The 18,902-nt window shown below is 55.5% G+C and carries 15 protein-coding genes; 14 read left to right on the plus strand and 1 reads right to left on the minus strand.

The features are described from left to right. Nucleotides 1-116: 116 nt before the first annotated feature. Nucleotides 117-1,331: an alanine transaminase AlaA gene (gene alaA / locus ACOTYB_RS16900; protein ID WP_003861471.1), complete on the minus strand. Its 1,215-nt coding sequence runs from the start codon at nt 1,329-1,331 to the stop codon at nt 117-119. A gap of 937 nt (nt 1,332-2,268) precedes the next feature. Here alaA and lrhA point away from each other — a divergent pair. The 14 genes from lrhA (at nt 2,269) to nuoN (ending at nt 18,779) form a co-directional block, all read left to right on the plus strand. Further along, nucleotides 2,269-3,207: a transcriptional regulator LrhA gene (gene lrhA / locus ACOTYB_RS16905; protein ID WP_409249047.1), complete on the plus strand. Its 939-nt coding sequence runs from the start codon at nt 2,269-2,271 to the stop codon at nt 3,205-3,207. Nucleotides 3,208-3,838: 631 nt separating this feature from the next. Then, nucleotides 3,839-4,279, plus strand: coding sequence for an NADH-quinone oxidoreductase subunit NuoA (gene nuoA / locus ACOTYB_RS16910; protein ID WP_003861475.1), 441 nt, complete (start codon nt 3,839-3,841; stop codon nt 4,277-4,279). A gap of 15 nt (nt 4,280-4,294) precedes the next feature. After that, nucleotides 4,295-4,969 (plus strand): NADH-quinone oxidoreductase subunit NuoB, encoded by a 675-nt coding sequence (gene nuoB, locus ACOTYB_RS16915; protein ID WP_003861482.1) that lies wholly within the window; start codon nt 4,295-4,297, stop codon nt 4,967-4,969. 89 nt (nt 4,970-5,058) lie between these two features. Continuing rightward, the gene (gene nuoC / locus ACOTYB_RS16920; RefSeq protein WP_003861484.1) at nt 5,059-6,861 is read left to right on the plus strand and encodes an NADH-quinone oxidoreductase subunit C/D; all 1,803 of its coding nucleotides are present in this window, start codon (nt 5,059-5,061) and stop codon (nt 6,859-6,861) included. Nucleotides 6,862-6,863: 2 nt separating this feature from the next. Further along, nucleotides 6,864-7,364, plus strand: a complete 501-nt coding sequence (nuoE, locus tag ACOTYB_RS16925; protein WP_003861486.1) for an NADH-quinone oxidoreductase subunit NuoE — start codon at nt 6,864-6,866, stop codon at nt 7,362-7,364. After that, on the plus strand, nt 7,361-8,698 hold the full coding sequence (gene nuoF, locus ACOTYB_RS16930; RefSeq protein ID WP_003861487.1) for an NADH-quinone oxidoreductase subunit NuoF: 1,338 nt from the start codon (nt 7,361-7,363) through the stop codon (nt 8,696-8,698). Before nuoE ends, nuoF begins: the two co-directional genes overlap by 4 nt. Before the next feature lie 54 nt (nt 8,699-8,752). Continuing rightward, nucleotides 8,753-11,476 (plus strand): NADH-quinone oxidoreductase subunit NuoG, encoded by a 2,724-nt coding sequence (nuoG, locus tag ACOTYB_RS16935; RefSeq protein ID WP_045343738.1) that lies wholly within the window; start codon nt 8,753-8,755, stop codon nt 11,474-11,476. Next, entirely contained in the window at nt 11,473-12,450 is a 978-nt protein-coding gene (gene nuoH / locus ACOTYB_RS16940) for an NADH-quinone oxidoreductase subunit NuoH (RefSeq protein ID WP_047653851.1), read from the plus strand. The genes nuoG and nuoH overlap by 4 nt, the downstream gene beginning before the upstream one ends. A gap of 14 nt (nt 12,451-12,464) precedes the next feature. Beyond that, entirely contained in the window at nt 12,465-13,007 is a 543-nt protein-coding gene (gene nuoI / locus ACOTYB_RS16945) for an NADH-quinone oxidoreductase subunit NuoI (RefSeq protein WP_003861491.1), read from the plus strand. A 10-nt stretch (nt 13,008-13,017) separates the two neighbouring features. Beyond that, the gene (nuoJ, locus tag ACOTYB_RS16950; protein WP_003861493.1) at nt 13,018-13,572 is read left to right on the plus strand and encodes an NADH-quinone oxidoreductase subunit J; all 555 of its coding nucleotides are present in this window, start codon (nt 13,018-13,020) and stop codon (nt 13,570-13,572) included. After that, nucleotides 13,569-13,871 (plus strand): NADH-quinone oxidoreductase subunit NuoK, encoded by a 303-nt coding sequence (gene nuoK / locus ACOTYB_RS16955; RefSeq protein WP_003861496.1) that lies wholly within the window; start codon nt 13,569-13,571, stop codon nt 13,869-13,871. Before nuoJ ends, nuoK begins: the two co-directional genes overlap by 4 nt. After that, nucleotides 13,868-15,709 carry an NADH-quinone oxidoreductase subunit L gene (gene nuoL / locus ACOTYB_RS16960; protein WP_003861497.1) on the plus strand — a complete coding sequence of 614 codons (1,842 nt, stop codon included), beginning with the start codon at nt 13,868-13,870 and terminating at the stop codon, nt 15,707-15,709. The genes nuoK and nuoL overlap by 4 nt, the downstream gene beginning before the upstream one ends. A gap of 76 nt (nt 15,710-15,785) precedes the next feature. Beyond that, the gene (nuoM, locus tag ACOTYB_RS16965; protein WP_003861498.1) at nt 15,786-17,315 is read left to right on the plus strand and encodes an NADH-quinone oxidoreductase subunit M; all 1,530 of its coding nucleotides are present in this window, start codon (nt 15,786-15,788) and stop codon (nt 17,313-17,315) included. Nucleotides 17,316-17,321: 6 nt separating this feature from the next. Continuing rightward, a complete protein-coding gene (nuoN, locus tag ACOTYB_RS16970; protein WP_409249048.1) occupies nt 17,322-18,779 on the plus strand; it encodes an NADH-quinone oxidoreductase subunit NuoN in 1,458 nt (485 codons plus the stop codon). Nucleotides 18,780-18,902 lie beyond the last annotated feature (123 nt).

The raw sequence follows: 18,902 nt of genomic DNA on the forward strand, positions 1-18,902 counted from the left end.
GGTTACCTTATGTCTTCACTGCGACAGACTTCATTGTGCGGGGAGGGGAGGGAAGATGCAAATTTGCGGATGTTGCAGGCCGGGTAAGCGCAGTGCTACCCGGCGGATAGTCAGCGCTACTGATGGTACCCGGAGAGGAAGCGCCCGAAGCGGCTGATGGCCATTTCGAGATCGTCTTCGCGCGGCAGGGTGACGATACGCACGTGATCCGGCCACGGCCAGTTAAACGCCGTACCCTGAACCAGCAGCACTTTTTCCTGCAACAGGAAGTCGAGCACCATTTTCTGGTCGTCGTGAATATTAAAGCGCTTCGCGTCGATTTTCGGGAACATGTACAGCGCGCCGTTAGGCTTCACGCAGGAGACGCCCGGAATATCATTAATCAATTCCCATGCACGGTTGCGCTGTTCATACAGGCGGCCGCCTGGAACGATAAACTCGCTGATGCTTTGATAGCCGCCGAGTGCTGTCTGGATCGCATGTTGCGCCGGTACGTTGGCGCACAGACGCATGGATGCCAGCATCTCCAGCCCTTCAATGTAGCCTTTCGCATGTTTTTTCGGACCGTTCAGTACCATCCAGCCCTGACGGAAACCGGCAACGCGGTAAGTTTTAGACAGTCCGTTAAAGGTGACCGTTAGCAGATCGGGTGCCAGCGCGGCGATAGAGTGGTGCTGCGCCGCGTCGTACAGGATCTTGTCGTAAATCTCGTCGGCAAAGATGATCAGGTTGTGCTGGCGGGCGATCTCGACGATCTCCATCAGCAGCTCTTTTGAATAGACCGCGCCCGTCGGGTTATTCGGGTTAATGATCACGATACCCCGGGTGCGCGGGGTAATTTTGGCGCGAATATCATCCAGATCCGGGAACCAGTCAGAGGATTCGTCGCACAGGTAGTGCACCGCTTTACCGCTGGACAGGGACACCGCAGCCGTCCACAGCGGATAATCTGGGGCAGGAACCAGCATTTCATCGCCGCTGTTCAGGAGCGCCTGCATCGCCTGAACGATCAGTTCCGAGACACCGTTGCCAATGTAGATATCTTCAACGGTGACGTCGCGCATACCGCGAGCCTGATAGTGCTGCATGATGGCTTTACGGGCGGAGTAAAGCCCTTTTGAATCGCAGTAGCCTTGTGCAGTGGGCAGGTTACGGATCACATCCACCAGGATCTCATCCGGCGCTTCAAAACCAAATGGCGCGGGGTTGCCGATGTTGAGTTTCAGAACCTTATTGCCTTCCTCTTCAAGGCGTTTTGCCTCTTTGAGTACCGGGCCACGGATGTCGTAACAGACGTTGTCGAGCTTGCTGGATTTTTCGATAGGGGACATGAACCTTTAACCTTTTCGCTATTATTGCAACTTCCTGCCGTGGAAGTGTGCACGGAACAATGTACTCCCCCCGCGCTTCGTTTTGAAGGGCGCACAGAAGAAGATTTCGTTCCACCGGGGAATGTCGCTGTGATCGCTTACTCTAACGAGGGAGTGATTTTGTGCCTGAATTTATCGTAATAAAGGGTATTAATGGGTTTTTTATGCTAAAAATTGCATGTAACTATGAATTTTATTCTGGTGTAAATAAAAAGACGATTCGGGCTGATGCATTAGTCCCCCTGAGTGATCATTCGTAAAACCTGAATGCTGAGATACCGATTGCCATATTAGCAAAGCCAGGCTAAAAGTTACTCATGTGAAATTAATGTTAAGGGTTATTAATGAATGGCCTGAATCTAAATTAAACTTTATTTATTATTAACGACGAAAATGCAACTTTCGTTAATTTTAATAAAAAGAGTGTAGTTGCTTATCATTGGCGGTAACTCCTTAATATTGCAATAAGACTTATAAATATAGTGGATTTGGGTTAAGATGTGTTTCGGGAATGCAGCATAGCGATAGGCCTGTTACGTATATCGGCTTCTGCTTTTCTGTATTAATCGATTGTTATTGTTAAAGTTATCTCTGGCTGATTGGGTAAGTCACATCTTGCTACGCTGGCAACGCTGCGATATAGATGGCAGAAAACATGTCTTACTCTTTATGGTATTTACATCGACCTGCAAACAAAGAAATATCCTGGACGCAAGAGAATAAAAATAACGTCATGAAACGTGATTTCTGACTGGTGATATACCGCAGTACAATAACTATCTGTCAGGCAGTCTGCCGGGCCGGGATGCGAGGGAAACTCTTCAGAAGGAATTGCTTAACTGTTACACACAGCTTCAACCCGGGCAGCTCCGCACGAGCAACCTGAAAGTGAAAAGATATGATAAATGCAAATCGTCCGATAATGAATCTCGACCTCGATCTGCTGAGAACGTTTGTTGCGGTCGCCGATCTCAACACTTTTGCAGCAGCTGCTGCCGCCGTTTGCCGTACCCAGTCCGCCGTGAGTCAGCAAATGCAGCGGCTGGAACAACTGGTTGGTAAAGAGCTTTTTGCGCGTCATGGGCGTAATAAGCTTTTAACAGAACATGGTATTCAGCTTCTGGGTTATGCCAGAAAGATACTGCGCTTTAATGATGAAGCCTGTATGTCGTTAATGTTTAGCAACCTTCAGGGAGTGTTAACATTAGGGGCGTCAGATGAATCAGCAGATACCATTTTACCCTTCCTTCTCAACCGAATTAGCTCGGTTTATCCGAAGCTTGCCCTGGACGTTAGCGTTAAACGCAATGCCTTCATGGTTGAGATGCTGACAGAAAACGAGGTTGACCTGGTGGTCACCACGCATCGACCTGGCCAGTTTGACAGCCTGACGCTGCGTACTTCTCCAACGCACTGGTACTGTGCCGCGGAGTATGTATTGCAGAAAGGTGAGCCGATACCCCTGGTCCTGCTGGATGATCCCAGTCCGTTCCGCGATATGGTGCTGGCAGCGCTCAACGAAGCCAGTATTCCATGGCGCCTGGCGTACGTGGCGTCAACCTTGCCCGCAGTGCGAGCGGCGGTGAAGGCTGGGCTTGGCGTAACGGCCCGTCCGGTGGAAATGATGAGCCCCGATCTGCGTGTGCTGGGTCAATCCGAGGGACTCCCGTCGTTGCCGGATACGGAGTACCTGCTGTGCCATAACGCCGCCAGCAACAACGAGCTGGCAAAAGTGGTATTCGAGGCAATGGAAAACTACCGCAATCCATGGCAGTACGCGGCTGTTACTCCCGAAGGAGGGGATGACTCCCTGATTGTGGAAGGGGATTTTGAGTGATCATTCCCTCAAAATTCTCGTAACAAAATGTAAGTGCAAAAAAGAGCCACTCGCATGATTTTTTCCTGCGAGTGGTTTTTTTTGCTATTCATAACCGCGGGCGGAGCAGGGATAAAGCAAATACCGCTTATTTATCAATGCAGAAAATGCTTTTGATTAAGATGTAAACAAGACCTGTTCTAACTTACCTCATACCCCACCGATGTTAAAAAAACAGGAAATATGTTGCTGTTTTTTTGATTGAATTAACAAAAGCGTGTCTCAGATCAAGAAAATACTCCCATTTGGGGGGAGGAATCGTTGGCAAATCCTGTCAAAATAGGAGGGTTATTTTTTTTACTTCCAAAACGGACACGATTCAACAAGATGCATTTGACGGAAAGTCATGTACCCACCAGGGTTAAAGGGCACCAAATGTTAATGAGAATCGCACGTTGTAATTTAATGTGAAGAAACCTTTGTTAAAGTTGACAAAAGGTTATAGAAAGGAGTAAAAAACCCCATCATTTTGCTGTCTATGTCTCATTTCTGACAGTTAGTGTAAGGTTATTTTGTTCCTCCCCATGAATCGATGTGATGCCCATCTGCCAGCAAGAGCAGTGTCGTCGGTATCACTTTTGATGAGTAAGCAATGAGTATGTCAACATCCACAGAAGTCATCGCTCATCACTGGGCATTCGCAATCTTTCTTATTGTAGCCATTGGCCTGTGCTGCCTGATGTTAGTCGGCGGCTGGTTCCTGGGCGGTCGCGCCCGCGCAAGGCACAAAAACACACCTTTCGAATCAGGTATTGATTCAGTAGGTACCGCTCGCTTACGCCTGTCTGCCAAGTTTTACCTGGTAGCCATGTTCTTCGTCATTTTTGACGTGGAAGCGCTTTACCTCTTCGCGTGGTCTACCTCCATTCGCGAAAGTGGTTGGGTGGGCTTTGTCGAGGCCGCAATTTTCATTTTAGTGTTACTGGCCGGTCTGGTTTATCTGGTGCGTATTGGCGCGCTGGACTGGACACCTGTGCGTTCACGCCGTGAACACATCAACCCGGAAAACAGTATCTCTAATCGTCAGCAGTAACAGCGAGGCAATAAGATGGATTATACGCTCACCCGCATAGATCCTAACGGTGAGAATGACCGTTACCCCCTGCAAAAACAGGAGATCGTAACCGACCCCCTGGAGCAAGAAGTCAACAAAAGCGTGTACATGGGCAAGCTCGAACATGCCATGCACGACATGGTCAACTGGGGTCGTAAGAACTCCATCTGGCCATACAACTTTGGCCTTTCTTGCTGCTACGTTGAAATGGTGACGTCATTCACTGCGGTGCATGACGTTGCGCGTTTTGGGGCCGAGGTACTGCGTGCTTCTCCGCGTCAGGCTGACCTGATGGTGGTGGCAGGGACCTGCTTTACCAAGATGGCACCGGTTATTCAGCGTCTTTATGACCAGATGCTGGAGCCAAAATGGGTTATCTCCATGGGCGCATGTGCAAACTCCGGCGGTATGTACGACATTTATTCCGTTGTGCAGGGCGTTGATAAGTTCATTCCGGTGGATGTGTACATCCCGGGTTGCCCGCCGCGTCCAGAGGCCTATATGCAGGCGCTGATGCTGCTCCAGGAGTCAATTGGTAAAGAACGCCGCCCGCTTTCATGGGTTGTTGGCGATCAGGGTGTCTATCGCGCGAACATGCAGTCTGAGCGCGAGCGTAAACGTGGTGAACGTATTGCCGTCACCAACCTGCGTACGCCTGACGAAATTTAATTTGCGCCTGTGGGCCTGGAGAACACCTTCGCATATCACTACTCAAATAGCGCGAAGCCAGGCTTAACAGTCACCACGGACCATTTGCAATGGTGAACAATATGACCGACTTAACCGCGCAAGAAGCCGCCTGGCAGACTCGGGATCATCTCGATGACCCGGTCATTGGCGAACTGCGCAACCGTTTTGGGCCGGATGCCTTTACTGTTCAGGCCACCCGCACCGGGGTACCCGTTGTTTGGGTGAAGCGTGAGCAATTACTGGAAGTTGTCGATTTCCTCAAGAAATTGCCAAAACCTTACGTCATGCTGTTTGACTTACACGGCATGGATGAACGTCTGAGAACGCACCGCCAGGGTCTCCCTGCTGCGGATTTTTCCGTTTTCTACCACCTGATCTCAATAGACCGTAATACGGATATCATGCTCAAGGTGGCATTGTCTGAAAACGACATGCATCTGCCGACGATCACCAAACTTTTCCCGAACGCCAACTGGTACGAGCGTGAAACCTGGGAAATGTTCGGCATGACCTTCGACGGCCACCCGCATCTGACGCGCATCATGATGCCGCAGACCTGGACCGGCCACCCGCTGCGTAAAGACTACCCGGCACGCGCCACCGAATTCGACCCGTTTGAGCTAACCAAAGCCAAGCAGGATCTGGAGATGGAAGCGCTGACCTTCAAGCCGGAAGACTGGGGCATGAAGCGCGGCACCGAAAACGAGGACTTCATGTTCCTCAACCTGGGTCCAAACCACCCCTCTGCGCACGGTGCATTCCGTATTATTCTTCAGCTTGATGGCGAAGAGATTGTCGACTGCGTCCCTGACATCGGCTACCACCACCGTGGTGCCGAGAAGATGGGCGAGCGTCAGTCCTGGCACAGCTACATTCCGTATACCGACCGTATCGAATACCTCGGCGGCTGCGTGAACGAAATGCCATACGTGCTGGCCGTTGAGAAACTGGCAGGCATCACCGTCCCGGATCGCGTTAACGTGATTCGCGTAATGCTGTCTGAACTGTTCCGTATTAACAGCCACCTGCTGTACATCTCCACGTTCATTCAGGACGTCGGCGCGATGACGCCGGTCTTCTTCGCCTTTACCGACCGTCAGAAAATCTACGATCTGGTGGAAGCGATTACCGGTTTCCGTATGCACCCAGCCTGGTTCCGTATCGGTGGTGTGGCGCACGATCTGCCGCGCGGTTGGGACCGTCTGCTGCGTGAATTCCTCGACTGGATGCCGAAACGTCTGGCGTCTTACGAGAAAGCCGCGCTGCGTAACTCCATCCTGAAAGGCCGTTCCCAGGGCGTTGCTGCCTACGGCGCGAAAGAAGCGCTGGAGTGGGGGACTACTGGTGCTGGCCTGCGTGCGACCGGGATTGATTTCGACGTGCGTAAAGCGCGTCCTTACTCTGGTTACGAGAACTTCGACTTTGAAGTCCCGGTTGGCGGCGGTGTTTCCGACTGCTACACCCGCGTGATGCTGAAAGTGGAAGAGCTGCGCCAGAGCCTGCGCATCCTTGAGCAGTGCCTCAACAACATGCCGGAAGGCCCGTTCAAGGCGGATCACCCGCTGACGACGCCGCCACCGAAAGAGCGCACGCTGCAACATATCGAGACCCTGATCACCCACTTCTTGCAAGTGTCCTGGGGCCCGGTCATGCCGGCACAGGAATCCTTCCAGATGATTGAAGCGACCAAGGGTATCAACAGCTACTACCTCACCAGCGACGGCAGCACCATGAGCTACCGCACCCGCGTGCGTACGCCAAGCTTCGCGCACTTGCAGCAGATCCCGGCCGCCATTCGCGGCAGTCTGGTCTCCGACCTGATTGTGTATCTGGGTAGTATCGATTTTGTTATGTCAGATGTGGACCGCTAATTATGCACGAGAATCAACAACCACAAACCGAGGCTTTTGAGCTGAGTGAAGCAGAGCGTGCCGCCATTGAGCACGAGATGCACCACTACGAAGACCCGCGTGCGGCGTCCATTGAAGCGCTGAAAATCGTACAGAAACAGCGTGGTTGGGTGCCGGATGGGGCGATCTATGCGATCGCAGAAGTGCTGGGCATTCCGGCAAGTGACGTAGAAGGCGTAGCCACGTTCTACAGCCAGATCTTCCGTCAGCCGGTAGGCCGCCATGTGATCCGCTACTGTGACAGCGTGGTCTGCCACATCACCGGTTATCAGGGCATTCAGGCTGCGATTGAGAAGAAACTCAATATTAAGCCGGGCCAGACCACGTTCGACGGACGTTTTACTCTGCTGCCAACCTGCTGCCTGGGTAACTGCGACAAGGGGCCGACCATGATGATTGATGAGGACACTCACAGCCATCTGACGCCGGAAGCGATTCCTGACCTGCTGGAGCAGTACAAATGAAAACTGTAATTCGTACTGCTGAGACGCATCCGCTGACCTGGCGTCTGCGTGATGACAAACAGCCGGTATGGCTCGACGAATATCAGAGCAAAAACGGCTATGCCGGTGCGCGTAAAGCCCTTGGCGGCATGGCGCCGGACGACATCGTTAACGCGGTGAAAGAGTCTGGCCTGAAAGGCCGCGGTGGTGCGGGCTTCTCCACCGGTCTGAAGTGGAGCCTGATGCCGAAAGATGAATCCATGAACATCCGTTACCTGCTGTGTAACGCCGATGAAATGGAGCCGGGTACCTATAAAGACCGTCTGCTGATGGAACAGCTGCCGCACCTGCTGGTGGAAGGCATGCTGATCTCCGCGTTCGCGCTGAAAGCGTACCGCGGCTACATCTTCCTGCGCGGCGAATACATCGAAGCGGCGGAAAACCTGCGTCGCGCGATTGCCGAAGCCACCGAAGCGGGACTGCTGGGTAAAAACATCCTGGGCACCGGGTTTGACTTCGAGCTGTTCGTGCACACCGGTGCCGGGCGTTATATCTGCGGTGAAGAAACCGCGCTGATTAACTCCCTGGAAGGCCGCCGCGCGAACCCGCGCTCCAAGCCACCGTTCCCGGCAAGCTCCGGCGTGTGGGGTAAACCGACCTGCGTCAACAACGTCGAAACCCTGTGTAACGTCCCGGCGATCCTTGCGAACGGCGTGGAGTGGTATCAGGGCATCTCCTCAAGCAAAGATGCCGGTACCAAGCTGATGGGCTTCTCCGGTCGCGTGAAGAACCCTGGCGTCTGGGAGCTGCCGTTCGGCACCACCGCACGCGAAATTCTTGAAGACTACGCCGGCGGCATGCGCGATGGCCTGAAATTCAAAGCCTGGCAGCCGGGTGGGGCAGGGACGGACTTCCTGACCGAAGCCCACCTTGACCTGCCAATGGAGTTCGAAAGCATTGGTAAAGCAGGTAGCCGTCTGGGTACCGCGCTGGCGATGGCCGTCGACCACGAGATCGGCATGGTATCCCTGGTGCGTAACCTGGAAGAGTTCTTCGCCCGCGAGTCCTGCGGCTGGTGCACACCGTGCCGTGATGGTCTGCCGTGGAGCGTGAAGATCCTGCGTGCTATCGAACGTGGCGAAGGCCAGCCTGGCGATATCGAGACACTTGAGCAACTGTGTCGATTCTTAGGACCGGGTAAAACCTTCTGTGCCCACGCACCGGGCGCCGTCGAGCCGCTGCAAAGCGCGATTAAATATTTCCGCGACGAATTCGAAGCAGGCATCAAGCAGCCGTTCAGCAATACCCATTCGATCAATGGTATTCAGCCGAACCTGCTGAAAGCGCGCTGGTAAAAACAGAATTTTGATTAACGCTCGGTTTCGGCCGAGCCAACTGGAAGCATGCTAATGGCTACGATTCATGTAGACGGCAAAGAATACGAAGTCAACGGGGCGGACAACCTGCTGGAAGCTTGTCTGTCTCTTGGCCTCGATATTCCGTACTTTTGCTGGCATCCGGCGCTGGGCAGCGTCGGTGCTTGCCGCCAGTGTGCGGTGAAGCAATATCAAAACGCGGAAGACACGCGTGGTCGCCTGGTGATGTCCTGTATGACGCCAGCCGCCGAAGGCACCTTTATTTCGATTGATGACGAAGAAGCCAAACAGTTCCGTGAAAGCGTGGTGGAGTGGTTGATGACCAACCACCCGCACGACTGTCCGGTGTGTGAGGAGGGCGGTAACTGCCACCTTCAGGATATGACCGTCATGACCGGTCACAGCTTCCGTCGCTATCGCTTTACCAAACGTACCCACCGTAACCAGGATCTGGGGCCGTTCATCTCTCACGAAATGAACCGCTGCATCGCCTGCTACCGCTGCGTGCGTTACTACAAAGATTATGCAGACGGTCAGGATCTGGGCGTGTATGGCGCGCATGACAACGTCTACTTCGGTCGTCCGGAAGACGGTACGCTTGAAAGTGAATTCTCCGGTAACCTGGTAGAAATCTGTCCGACCGGCGTATTCACGGATAAAACCCACTCTGAACGTTACAACCGTAAATGGGACATGCAGTTTGCGCCAAGCATCTGCCAGCAGTGCTCCCTTGGCTGTAACACCAGCCCGGGTGAACGTTACGGCGAACTGCGTCGTATCGAAAACCGTTACAACGGTACCGTTAACCACTACTTCCTCTGCGACCGCGGTCGTTTCGGCTATGGCTATGTGAACCTGAAAGACCGTCCGCGTCAGCCGGTTCAGCGCCGTGGCGATGACGTCATTACCCTCAACGCTGAGCAGGCGATGCAGGGCGCGGCAGATATTCTGCGTCAGTCGAAGAAAGTGATCGGCATTGGCTCCCCGCGCGCCAGCATCGAAAGCAACTTCGCGCTGCGCGAGCTGGTTGGGGCGGAAAACTTCTACACCGGTATCGCCCAGGGCGAGCAGGAACGTCTCCAGCTGGTGCTGAAAGTGCTGCGTGAAGGCGGCATTCACACGCCTGCGCTGCGCGAAATCGAATCCTATGATGCGGTTCTGGTGCTCGGGGAAGACCTGACGCAGACCGGCGCACGCGCGGCCCTGGCGGTTCGTCAGGCGGTGAAAGGCAAAGCACGTGAAATGGCAGCGGCGCAGAAAGTGGCTGACTGGCAGATTGCGGCCATTCTCAACATCGGTCAGCGCGCGAAGCATCCTCTGTTTGTGACTAACGTCGACAACACCCGTCTGGACGATATTGCGGCGTGGACCTACTGCGCGCCGGTTGAAGATCAGGCGCGTCTTGGCTTTGCCATTGCCCACGCGCTGGACAACAACTCACCGGCCGTTGAGCTGGATCGCGACCTGCAAAACAAGGTTGACGTGATTGTTCAGGCCCTGGCCGGTGCGAAGAAACCGCTGATTATTTCCGGTACCAACGCCGGTAGCGCAGAGATCATTCAGGCCGCAGCCAACGTGGCCAAAGCCCTGAAAGGCCGCGGTGCTGACGTCGGTGTGACCATGATTGCCCGTGCGGTGAACAGCATTGGTCTGGGCATGATTGGCGGCGGCTCGCTGGAAGCTGCGTTAAGCGAACTGGAATCCGGTGCCGCTGACGCCGTGGTGGTGCTGGAAAACGACCTGCATCGTCATGCTTCTGCCGCTCGCGTTGACGCCGCGCTCTCCAAAGCGCCGCTGGTGATGGTGATTGACCATCAGCGCACCGCGATTATGGATAAAGCGCACCTGGTGCTCTCTGCGGCAAGCTTCGCAGAAAGCGACGGGACGGTGATCAACAACGAAGGCCGCGCACAGCGTTTCTTCCAGGTATATGACCCGGCCTACTACGACAGCAACACCGTGATGCTGGAAAGCTGGCGCTGGCTGCACTCTCTGCACAGCACCGTGCAGAGCCGTGAAGTGGACTGGACGCAGCTCGACCACGTTATCGACGCGGTTGTTGAGAAACTGCCTCAGCTGGCGGGTATTAAAGATGCCGCGCCGGACGCAAGCTTCCGCATTCGCGGCCAGAAACTGGCGCGTGAGCCGCACCGCTACAGCGGTCGTACCGCGATGCGCGCCAACATCAGCGTGCACGAACCGCGTCAGCCGCAGGATAAAGACACCATGTTCGCCTTCTCGATGGAAGGGAACAACCAGCCGTCTGCGCCGCGTTCGCAAATCCCGTTTGCATGGGCTCCGGGCTGGAACTCCCCGCAGGCATGGAACAAATTCCAGGCTGAAGTGGGCGGTCACCTGCGCCACGGCGATCCGGGCGTGCGTCTGATTGAAGCCTCCGAAACCGGTCTGGACTTCTTCACCACCGTTCCGGCGAGCTTCCAGGCGCAGGAAGGTCACTGGCGTATTGCACCGTACTACCATCTGTTCGGTAGCGACGAAATGTCCCAGCGTTCTCCGGTATTCCAGCAGCGTATGCCGCAGCCGTACATCAAGCTCAACCCGGCGGATGCCGCGAAGCTTGGCGTTAACGCGGGTGCGAACATTGCCTTTAGCTACGACGGCCAGACGATCAGCCTGCCGCTGATTATTTCTGAACGCCTGTCAGCAGGGCAGGTGGGTCTGCCGATGGGTATGCCTGGCATCGCGCCGGTCCTGGCGGGTGCGCATCTTGATAACCTTCAGGAGGCAAAAGCATGAGTTGGTTAACGCCGGATCTTATCGACATCCTGCTGAGCATTCTGAAAGCGGTTGTGATTCTGCTGGTGGTGGTCACCTGCGGCGCGTTCATGAGCTTTGGTGAACGTCGTCTGCTCGGTCTGTTCCAGAACCGTTACGGACCGAACCGCGTGGGCTGGGGTGGTTCACTCCAGCTGGTCGCGGACATGATCAAAATGTTCTTTAAAGAGGACTGGGTTCCGTGCTTCTCGGACCGCGTGATCTTTACGCTGGCGCCGATGATCGCCTTCACCTCGCTGCTGCTGGCGTTTGCTATCGTTCCGGTCAGCCCGACCTGGGTGGTCGCTGACCTGAACATCGGCATTCTGTTCTTCCTTATGATGGCAGGCCTCGCGGTTTACGCGGTGCTGTTCGCAGGCTGGTCCAGTAACAACAAATACTCGCTGCTGGGTGCGATGCGTGCTTCCGCGCAGACGCTGAGCTACGAAGTGTTCCTGGGTCTCTCCCTGATGGGCGTGGTGGCGCAGGCCGGTTCATTTAACATGACCGACATCGTCAACAACCAGGCCGACATCTGGAACGTTATCCCGCAGTTCTTTGGGTTTATTACCTTTGCCATCGCGGGCGTGGCGGTGTGTCACCGTCACCCGTTTGACCAGCCAGAAGCCGAACAGGAACTGGCCGACGGTTACCACATTGAATATTCCGGTATGAAGTTCGGTCTGTTCTTCGTGGGCGAGTACATCGGTATCGTCACCATTTCGGCGTTGATGGTAACGCTGTTCTTTGGTGGCTGGCATGGCCCGTTCTTACCGCCGTTCATCTGGTTCGCGCTGAAAACCGCGTTCTTCATGATGATGTTCATTTTGATTCGCGCAGCGTTACCGCGTCCGCGTTATGACCAGGTAATGTCCTTCGGCTGGAAAGTGTGCCTGCCGCTGACGCTCGTCAACTTGTTGGTAACGGCGGCTGTCATTCTCTGGCAGCAGCCATAAGGGGCTTTGAGATCATGACCTTAAAAGAATTATTGGTAGGTTTCGGCACCCAGGTACGCAGTATCTGGATGATCGGCCTGCATGCGTTTGCCAAACGCGAAACCCGGATGTACCCGGAAGAGCCGGTATATCTGCCGCCGCGCTACCGTGGACGTATCGTGCTGACGCGCGACCCGGACGGTTCCGAGCGTTGCGTTGCCTGTAACCTGTGTGCGGTAGCGTGTCCGGTGGGCTGTATCTCTCTGCAAAAAGCAGAGACAGTAGACGGCCGCTGGTATCCTGAGTTCTTCCGCATCAACTTCTCACGCTGCATTTTCTGCGGTCTGTGTGAAGAAGCGTGCCCAACCACGGCGATTCAGCTGACTCCAGACTTTGAGCTGGGTGAGTACAAGCGTCAGGATCTGGTGTACGAGAAAGAGGATCTGCTGATTTCCGGTCCGGGCAAATACCCGGAATATAACTTCTACCGGATGGCGGGTATGGCAATCGACGGCAAAGATAAAGGCGAAGCAGAGAACGAAGCTAAGCCTATCGACGTCAAGAGCCTGTTACCGTAAGGAGAGGGCAATGGAATTCGCTTTTTATATCTGTGGCCTTATCGCCATCCTGGCTACGCTGCGAGTGATCACGCACACCAATCCGGTGCATGCGCTGCTGTATTTAATCATCTCGCTGCTGGCTATTTCCGGGGTGTTCTTTGCGCTGGGCGCGCACTTCGCCGGTGCGCTGGAAATCATCGTCTACGCCGGGGCCATCATGGTGCTGTTCGTGTTCGTGGTGATGATGCTCAACCTGGGCGGCTCTGAAATTGAGCAGGAACGTCAGTGGTTAAAACCGCAGGTGTGGATTGGCCCGGCGATTCTGTCGGCCATCATGCTGGCGGTGATTGTTTACGCCATTCTGGGCGTCAACGACCAGGGTATCGACGGGACGCCAATCAGCGCGAAAGCCGTGGGTATCACCCTGTTTGGTCCGTACGTTCTGGCGGTTGAGCTGGCCTCGATGCTGCTGCTGGCTGGTCTGGTTGTGGCCTTCCACGTTGGCCGCGAAGAGCGTGTCGGCGAGGTGCTGAGCAACCGCACTGACGACCGCGCGAAAAGAAAAACGGAGGAACGCGCATGATCCCCTTAACACATGGACTGATCCTCGCTGCGATTTTATTCGTTCTGGGCTTAACCGGTCTGGTTATCCGCCGCAATCTGCTGTTTATGCTGATCGGTCTGGAAATCATGATCAACGCTTCCGCGCTGGCCTTTGTGGTCGCCGGCAGCTACTGGGGCCAGACCGATGGTCAGGTGATGTACATTCTCGCCATCAGCCTCGCGGCTGCTGAAGCGAGTATTGGCCTGGCGCTGTTGCTACAGCTCCATCGTCGCCGCCAGAACCTGAACATCGATTCAGTAAGTGAGTTGCGTGGATGAACATGCTTGCCTTAACCATTATTTTTCCGCTGATTGGCTTCGTGCTGCTGGCGTTTTCTCGCGGCCGCTGGTCTGAGAATCTGTCTGCCACCGTGGGCATTGGCTCTATCGGCCTGGCTGCGCTGGTCACAGCGTATGCGGGTATCGACTTCTTTAACAATGGACGTCAGGCCTACAGCGTACCGCTGTGGAACTGGATGTCGGTCGGTAACTTCAACATCGGTTTCAATCTGGTGCTGGATGGTCTGTCTCTGACCATGCTCTCCGTGGTCACCGGCGTCGGCTTCCTGATCCACATGTTCGCCTCCTGGTACATGCGCGGTGAAGAGGGATACTCCCGCTTCTTCGCCTACACCAACCTGTTTATCGCCAGCATGGTGGTTCTGGTGCTGGCCGATAACCTGCTGCTGATGTATCTGGGCTGGGAAGGCGTGGGTCTGTGCTCTTACCTGCTGATCGGTTTCTACTACACCGATCCGAAGAATGGCGCAGCGGCCATGAAAGCGTTCGTCGTGACCCGCGTGGGTGATGTCTTCCTCGCTTTCGCGCTGTTCATTCTCTACAACGAACTGGGCACGCTGAACTTCCGCGAAATGGTGGAACTGGCGCCGGCGCACTTCGAAGCAGGCAACAACATGCTGTGGTGGGCAACGCTGATGCTGCTGGGTGGCGCCGTGGGTAAATCCGCGCAGCTGCCGTTGCAGACATGGCTGGCCGACGCGATGGCGGGTCCAACCCCTGTCTCCGCGCTGATCCACGCCGCGACCATGGTTACCGCCGGTGTCTACCTGATTGCGCGTACCCATGGCCTGTTCCTGATGACTCCGGAAATTCTGCATCTGGTGGGTATTGTCGGTGCGGTTACGCTGGTGCTGGCAGGCTTTGCCGCGCTGGTGCAGACCGACATCAAACGCGTTCTCGCGTACTCCACCATGAGCCAGATTGGTTACATGTTCCTGGCGCTGGGCGTTCAGGCGTGGGACGCAGCCATTTTCCACCTGATGACGCACGCGTTCTTTAAAGCGCTGCTGTTCCTCTCATCCGGTTCGGTTATCCTGGCCTGCCACCACGAGCAGAACATCTTCAAAATGGGCGGACTGCGTAAGTCCATCCCGCTGGTCTATGTCTGCTTCCTGGTGGGCGGTGCGGCGCTGGCGGCACTGCCGCTGATTACCGCGGGCTTCTTCAGTAAGGACGAAATCCTTGCGGGCGCCATGGCGAATGGTCATATCAATCTGATGGTTGCGGGTCTGGTCGGTGCGTTCATGACCTCCCTGTACACCTTCCGTATGATTTTCATCGTCTTCCACGGTAAAGAACAAATTCACGCTCACGCAGGGAAGGGGATTACCCACCACCTGCCGCTGATTGTGCTGCTGGTCCTGTCCACCTTCGTTGGCGCGATGATTGTGCCACCGTTGCAGGGTGTACTGCCTGCAACAACCGAGCTTGAGCACGGTCGCGTTCTGACGCTTGAAATCACCTCCGGCGTAGTGGCTATAGCGGGCATCCTGATTGCCGCATGGCTGTGGCTGGGCAAACGCACGCTGGTAACTGCCGTTGCCAACAGCGCGCCGGGCCGTCTGCTGGGCACCTGGTGGTACAACGCGTGGGGCTTCGACTGGCTGTACGACATGATCTTCGTGAAGCCGTTCCTGGGCATTGCGTGGCTGCTGAAGCGCGATCCACTGAACAGCCTGATGAATATCCCGGCGATCCTCTCTCGCTTTGCAGGTAAAGGCCTGCTGTTTAGCGAGAACGGTTATCTGCGCTGGTATGTGGCGTCCATGAGCATCGGTGCGGTTGTCGTGCTGGCGCTGCTGATGGTGTTGCGTTGATCGTAAAGTGAATTTTATTCGAATTCGTTGAAAATCAGGCCCCTGCTGGGGGCCTTAAAAAGGAATGTAAATCGCCATGTTACTACCCTGGCTAATATTAATTCCCTTCATTGGCGGCTTCCTGTGCTGGCAGACCGAACGCTTTGGCGTGAAGATGCCGCGCTGGATCGCGCTGATCACCATGGGATTGACGCTCGCGCTTGGCCTGCAACTGTGGTTGCAGGGTGGCTACTCACTGACCCAGTCTGCGGGCCTTCCGCAGTGGCAGTCTGAGTTTATCCTGCCGTGGATCCCACGTTTCGGTATCACGATCCACCTCGCGATTGACGGTCTGTCGCTGCTGATGGTGGTGCTGACCGGTCTGCTCGGCGTTCTGGCGGTACTTTGCTCCTGGCGAGAAATCGAAAAATACCAGGGCTTCTTCCACCTGAACCTGATGTGGATCCTGGGCGGCGTGATCGGCGTGTTCCTGGCCATCGACATGTTCCTGTTCTTCTTCTTCTGGGAGATGATGCTGGTGCCGATGTACTTCCTGATCGCGCTGTGGGGTCACAAGGCATCCGACGGTAAAACGCGTATCACGGCGGCCACCAAGTTCTTCATCTATACCCAGGCGAGTGGTCTGGTGATGCTGATTGCCATCCTGGCGCTGGTGTTTGTGCATTACAACGCGACCGGTGTCTGGACCTTCAACTACGAAGACCTGCTGAAGACCCCGATGTCCCACGGCGTGGAATACCTGCTGATGCTGGGCTTCTTTATCGCCTTCGCGGTTAAAATGCCGGTGGTTCCGCTGCATGGCTGGCTGCCAGACGCGCACTCTCAGGCGCCAACGGCAGGTTCCGTTGACCTGGCGGGCATCTTGCTGAAAACCGCGGCTTACGGTCTGCTGCGTTTCTCCCTGCCGCTGTTCCCGAACGCCTCCGCAGAGTTCGCGCCGATTGCCATGTGGCTGGGCGTGATCGGCATCTTCTACGGTGCATGGATGGCCTTCACGCAGTACGACATCAAACGTCTGATTGCTTACACCTCCGTTTCCCACATGGGCTTCGTGCTGATTGCCATCTACACCGGCAGCCAGCTGGCGTACCAGGGCGCGGTGATCCAGATGATTGCGCACGGCCTGTCCGCTGCCGGTCTCTTCATCCTGTGTGGTCAGCTGTACGAACGTCTCCATACCCGCGACATGCGTATGATGGGCGGTCTGTGGGGCAAAATGAAATGGCTGCCGGCGCTCTCCATGTTCTTCGCGGTGGCGACTCTGGGTATGCCGGGTACCGGTAACTTCGTCGGCGAGTTTATGATCCTGTTCGGCAGCTTCAACGTGGTACCGACGATCACCGTCATCTCCACCTTTGGTCTGGTGTTTGCCTCCGTGTACTCGCTGGCGATGCTGCACCGCGCTTACTTCGGTAAAGCGAAGAGTGAAATTGCTGCACAAGAATTGCCGGGGATGTCGCTGCGAGAGCTGTTCATCATCCTGCTGCTGGTCGTACTGCTGGTGCTGTTGGGCTTCTATCCGCAGCCGATTCTGGATACCTCGCACTCCGCGATGGGTAACATCCAGCAGTGGTTTGTTAATTCTGCTTCTACTACAAGGCCGTAATTCGCCATGACAATAACTCCACAACAACTGATCGCGCTGCTACCGCTGCTGATCGTCGGATTGACGGTGGTGGTTGTGATGCTCTCCATTGCGTGGCGACGCAATCACTTCCTGAATGCGACCCTGTCCGTTCTGGGTCTGAACGCTGCGTTAGTCTCCCTCTGGTTTGTTGGCCAGGCGGGAGCGATGGACGTCACGCCGCTGATGCGCGTTGACGGCTACGCCATGCTCTACACCGGTCTGGTGCTGCTGGCGAGCCTGGCAACCTGTACCTTTGCGTACCCGTGGCTCGAAGGATACAACGACAACAAAGAAGAGTTTTACCTGCTGGTACTGATTGCTGCACTGGGCGGCATTCTGCTGGCGAACGCGAACCACATGGCCGCGCTGTTCCTTGGTATTGAGTTGATCTCACTGCCGCTGTTCGGCCTGATTGGTTACGCCTTCCGTCAGAAGCGCTCTCTGGAAGCGGCTATCAAGTACACCATTCTGTCTGCTGCCGCGTCGTCGTTCCTGCTGTTCGGTATCGCGCTGCTGTATGCACAGACGGGTAACCTCTCCTTCCTGGCCATCGGTAAGAGCCTCGGCGACGGCATGATGCATGAGCCGCTGCTGCTGGCGGGTCTGGGCATGATGATTGTTGGCCTTGGCTTTAAACTCTCTCTGGTTCCGTTCCACCTGTGGACGCCAGACGTCTACCAGGGTGCGCCTGCACCGGTCTCTACCTTCCTGGCGACGGCGAGCAAAATCGCTATCTTCGGTGTGGTTATGCGTCTGTTCCTGTACGCCCCGGTGGGTGACAGCGAAGCGGTTCGCGTGGTGCTGGGCATCATCGCGTTCGTCTCCATCATCTTCGGTAACCTGATGGCGCTGAGCCAGACCAACATCAAGCGTCTGCTGGGCTACTCCTCTATCTCCCATCTGGGTTACCTGCTGGTGGCGCTGATTGCGCTGCAAAGCGGTGAGATGTCGATGGAAACCGTGGGCGTCTATCTGGCCGGTTACCTGTTCAGCAGCCTCGGCGCGTTCGGCGTGGTGAGCCTGATGTCCAGCCCGTACCGTGGCCCGGATGCCGATTCACTGTTCTCCTACCGTGGTCTGTTCTGGCACCGTCCGATTCTGTCTGCGGTAATGACCGTGATGATGCTCTCTCTGGCGGGTATCCCGATGACGCTGGGCTTTATCGGTAAGCTCTACGTGCTGGCCGTCGGTGTGCAGGCGGGTCTGTGGTGGCTGACGGCGGGTGTCGTTATCGGCTCCGCGATTGGTCTCTACTACTACCTGCGCGTTGCCGTGAGCCTGTACCTGAGCGCGCCTCAGCAGCTCAACCGCGATGCGCCGTCCAACTGGCAGTACAGCGCCGGCGGTATCGTGGTGCTAATCTCCGCGCTGCTGGTGCTGATCTTCGGTATCTATCCGCAGCCGCTGATTGATATCGTGCAGCGAGCGATGCCGCTGATGTAAAAACAAAAAACCCGCCTCGGCGGGTTTTTTATTGCTTTCTCCCTCTCCCCGTGGGCTGAGGGATCCCCAGTAATATGGTCATGCCACCATGACCATATTACTGTACTCTTTTCCCAGCTTTTT

The organism is Enterobacter cloacae complex sp. IR5450 (genome assembly GCF_049238665.1).
Classification (GTDB): Bacteria; Pseudomonadota; Gammaproteobacteria; order Enterobacterales; family Enterobacteriaceae; genus Enterobacter; species Enterobacter hormaechei_C.

What these genes read in the sequence shown, in the direction of transcription:
- nuoC (WP_003861484.1), top strand. Translation starts at nt 5,059, where the DNA reads ATGGTGAACAATATGACCGACTTAACCGCGCAAGAAGCCGCCTGGCAG.
- nuoM (WP_003861498.1), top strand. Translation starts at nt 15,786, where the DNA reads ATGTTACTACCCTGGCTAATATTAATTCCCTTCATTGGCGGCTTCCTG.
- nuoL (WP_003861497.1), top strand. Translation starts at nt 13,868, where the DNA reads ATGAACATGCTTGCCTTAACCATTATTTTTCCGCTGATTGGCTTCGTG.
- alaA (WP_003861471.1), bottom strand. Translation starts at nt 1,331, where the DNA reads ATGTCCCCTATCGAAAAATCCAGCAAGCTCGACAACGTCTGTTACGAC.
- nuoG (WP_045343738.1), top strand. Translation starts at nt 8,753, where the DNA reads ATGGCTACGATTCATGTAGACGGCAAAGAATACGAAGTCAACGGGGCG.
- nuoF (WP_003861487.1), top strand. Translation starts at nt 7,361, where the DNA reads ATGAAAACTGTAATTCGTACTGCTGAGACGCATCCGCTGACCTGGCGT.
- nuoK (WP_003861496.1), top strand. Translation starts at nt 13,569, where the DNA reads ATGATCCCCTTAACACATGGACTGATCCTCGCTGCGATTTTATTCGTT.
- lrhA (WP_409249047.1), top strand. Translation starts at nt 2,269, where the DNA reads ATGATAAATGCAAATCGTCCGATAATGAATCTCGACCTCGATCTGCTG.
- nuoH (WP_047653851.1), top strand. Translation starts at nt 11,473, where the DNA reads ATGAGTTGGTTAACGCCGGATCTTATCGACATCCTGCTGAGCATTCTG.
- nuoB (WP_003861482.1), top strand. Translation starts at nt 4,295, where the DNA reads ATGGATTATACGCTCACCCGCATAGATCCTAACGGTGAGAATGACCGT.
- nuoA (WP_003861475.1), top strand. Translation starts at nt 3,839, where the DNA reads ATGAGTATGTCAACATCCACAGAAGTCATCGCTCATCACTGGGCATTC.
- nuoE (WP_003861486.1), top strand. Translation starts at nt 6,864, where the DNA reads ATGCACGAGAATCAACAACCACAAACCGAGGCTTTTGAGCTGAGTGAA.
- nuoN (WP_409249048.1), top strand. Translation starts at nt 17,322, where the DNA reads ATGACAATAACTCCACAACAACTGATCGCGCTGCTACCGCTGCTGATC.
- nuoJ (WP_003861493.1), top strand. Translation starts at nt 13,018, where the DNA reads ATGGAATTCGCTTTTTATATCTGTGGCCTTATCGCCATCCTGGCTACG.
- nuoI (WP_003861491.1), top strand. Translation starts at nt 12,465, where the DNA reads ATGACCTTAAAAGAATTATTGGTAGGTTTCGGCACCCAGGTACGCAGT.